The organism is Sulfurihydrogenibium yellowstonense SS-5, from assembly GCF_000173615.1.
Classification (GTDB): Bacteria; Aquificota; Aquificia; order Aquificales; family Hydrogenothermaceae; genus Sulfurihydrogenibium; species Sulfurihydrogenibium yellowstonense.
Genome location: NZ_ABZS01000204.1, coordinates 1 through 2,638, shown reverse-complemented (window position 1 = coordinate 2,638; position 2,638 = coordinate 1). Strand labels below are relative to the sequence as shown.

3 protein-coding genes and 1 tRNA gene are annotated in these 2,638 nt (G+C 35.1%); 3 read left to right on the top strand and 1 reads right to left on the bottom strand.

All coding sequences use genetic code 11. The features are described from left to right. Positions 1-224: hypothetical protein (locus tag SULYE_RS07550; protein WP_007548129.1), on the bottom strand; the 224-nt coding region annotated here is incomplete at its 3' end. A gap of 71 nt (positions 225-295) precedes the next feature. Here SULYE_RS07550 and SULYE_RS07545 point away from each other — a divergent pair. From SULYE_RS07545 to SULYE_RS07535, 3 genes are all read left to right on the top strand, one after another. Then, positions 296-382: transfer RNA gene (locus SULYE_RS07545), tRNA-Leu, on the top strand. Positions 383-498: 116 nt separating this feature from the next. Beyond that, positions 499-786, top strand: coding sequence for a 30S ribosomal protein S15 (gene rpsO / locus SULYE_RS07540; RefSeq protein WP_007548128.1), 288 nt, complete (start codon positions 499-501; stop codon positions 784-786). A gap of 11 nt (positions 787-797) precedes the next feature. Beyond that, a partial coding sequence (locus SULYE_RS07535; RefSeq protein WP_007548127.1) for a polyribonucleotide nucleotidyltransferase occupies positions 798-2,638 on the top strand: 1,841 nt, incomplete at its 3' end.

The following is a 2,638-nucleotide window of genomic DNA, read 5'->3' as shown; positions in this document are numbered from 1 at the left end:
GGAGGAAGAACTTTAAGTAATAACTGATTGTCTTTACTTAAGGGAATTTCTGTATTGACCGTTATATAACCGTTTTTTATTCTAAGAACAGCTGCACCGGAAGGCAGGACATCAACAACTTCAGCATTAACATTCTCACCAGCTTTTAAAGATATAGAGCTTCCAAGATTTTTTAATATTGTTATAACTTCATTTTGCATTTGCATAGGCTTGAAGTTTATCATCCCAATCTCCCAATAAAAAATACTTGCATAAAATTAAGAAATATGATATATTATATTTCTACAATTTGAAAGGGAAAGTGGCGGAACTGGCAGACGCGAGGGACTTAAAATCCCTTGGCCGAAAGGCCGTGAGGGTTCGATTCCCTCCTTTCCCACCATCTAAATTCATCAAACGTAAATATCAACTACAATCTTTAATAACTGAGACTTACTTTTTCTAAATTATGTTATAATATAAATCCAAAAAATTTTAAATTAGCTATAGGAGGTATAAATGTCAATTACTGCTGAGAAAAAGCAAGAGCTCATTAAAAAGTTTGCATTACACGAAAATGATACTGGTTCTCCGGAAGTCCAAATTGCTATTTTAACTGAAAGAATCAGAAATCTTACAGAGCATATAAAAGCAAACAAAAAAGACCTTCACTCAAGAAGAGGTCTTATTGGGATGGTTAATAAAAGAAGAAAGCTTTTAAACTATCTCAAAAGAGAGAGCGAAGAGAGATATAGAAAAATTATTGAAGCATTAAACATCAGAGAAACATCTAACGAAAGCAAATAATAGGGGTATTAATGGAAGAGATTAAAGTAGAAACTGTAGTCAACGGAGCACCTTATAGCATAGAGACAGGATACTTTGCAAAGCAGGCAAACGGTGCCGTAATCGTAAGACAAGGAGATACGGCGGTTTTAGTTGCTGCAGTTATGTCTGAAGAGCCTCAAGCTGATATAGATTTTCTTCCACTAACGGTTGAATACAGAGAAAAATATTATGCTTATGGTAAGATCCCGGGTGGATTTGTTAAAAGGGAAGGAAAGCCTTCAGAAAGAGAAATTTTAGTTGCAAGAAATATAGACAGACCGATCAGACCTTTATTCCCAAAAGGTTTTTACAATGATGTAATCATCACAGCTTATACCTTATCCGCAGATGATCAGTATGACCCTGATGTTTTGGGTATAGTTGGAGCTTCTGCTGCTCTACATATCTCAGACATTCCATTCGAAGGACCAATTGCCGGTGTTAGAGTTTGTAGAGTAGATGGTCAATTTATAGTTAATCCTACTTATCAACAAAAAGCAAAATCGGATTTAGAAATTGTTGTAGCCGGTTCCAAAGACGCCATTGTTATGGTAGAGGGCGGGGCTAAGGAAGTTCCGGAAGAAGTTATTCTCGAAGCTATGCTTTTTGGTCATCAGGAAATTAAAAAATTGATAGAATTACAAGAAGAACTTAGAGCAAAATACGGAAAAGATAAACTTGAAATACCAATAGATGAAGAAGAAATTTTACTGAAAGAGAAATTTAAAGAATTAGCCTATGAAAGGATTAGAGAAGCATTTAATATTTCAGATAAAAAAGAAAGAAATAAACAAATAAATGCTATTTTTGAAGAAATCAAAACTACATTAGAAATTCCTGAAGAAAAAGTAAAAAAAGCCTCTTTTGTCTATAAAGATGTTGTTAGTAATGTTATGAGAGACCTTGTACTTTATGAAAATAGAAGAATTGATGGAAGAAAACCAGAAGAAATTAGACCTATTTGGATAAAAGTTGGAGTTTTCCCAAGAAATCATGGTTCAGCTATCTTTACAAGAGGACAGACCCAAGCTTTCGTAACTGTAACACTTGGTTCACCTTCTGAAGGACAGATAGAAGAGAGTATAGAAGCCGGTGAGACTTTAAAAAGATTTATGCTACATTATAACTTCCCACCATTCTCAACAGGAGAAGCAAAACCTCCAAGACCGGTATCAAGAAGAGAGATTGGTCATGGAAATCTTGCAGAAAGGGCATTGGAGCCTTTAATTCCATCGGAAGAGGAATTTCCGTATGTTATAAGAGTAGTATCTGATATTTTAGAATCTAACGGCTCAACATCTATGGCAACAGTTTGCGGTGGTTCATTGGCATTATTTGATGCTGGCGTTCCAATGAAAAAACATGTTGCCGGAATAGCAATGGGTTTAATAAAAAGTGAAGATAAATTTGTAGTATTATCTGATATTCTTGGAGATGAAGACCATCTTGGCGATATGGACTTTAAAGTTGCCGGAACAAGAGATGGTGTAACTTCTATACAAATGGACATTAAAGTAAGAGGTTTAACAAAAGAAATTTTACAGAAAGCATTAGAGCAAGCAAGAGTAGGAAGATACTATATACTTGACCTTATGTACCAAGCTATACCGGAGCCACGAAAAGAGTTATCTCCATATGCACCAACAGTAACAACTCTTAGAGTACTTCCAGAAAAAATAAGCGTAATTATAGGTCCGGCGGGTAAAAATATTAAGAAGATAATAGAGGAAACGGGCGTTAAGATTGACTTAGACCCAACCGGATTAGTAAAGATATATGCAACAAGTAAAGTGGCTGCAGAAAAAGCTATTGATATGATAAATCAGCTTAT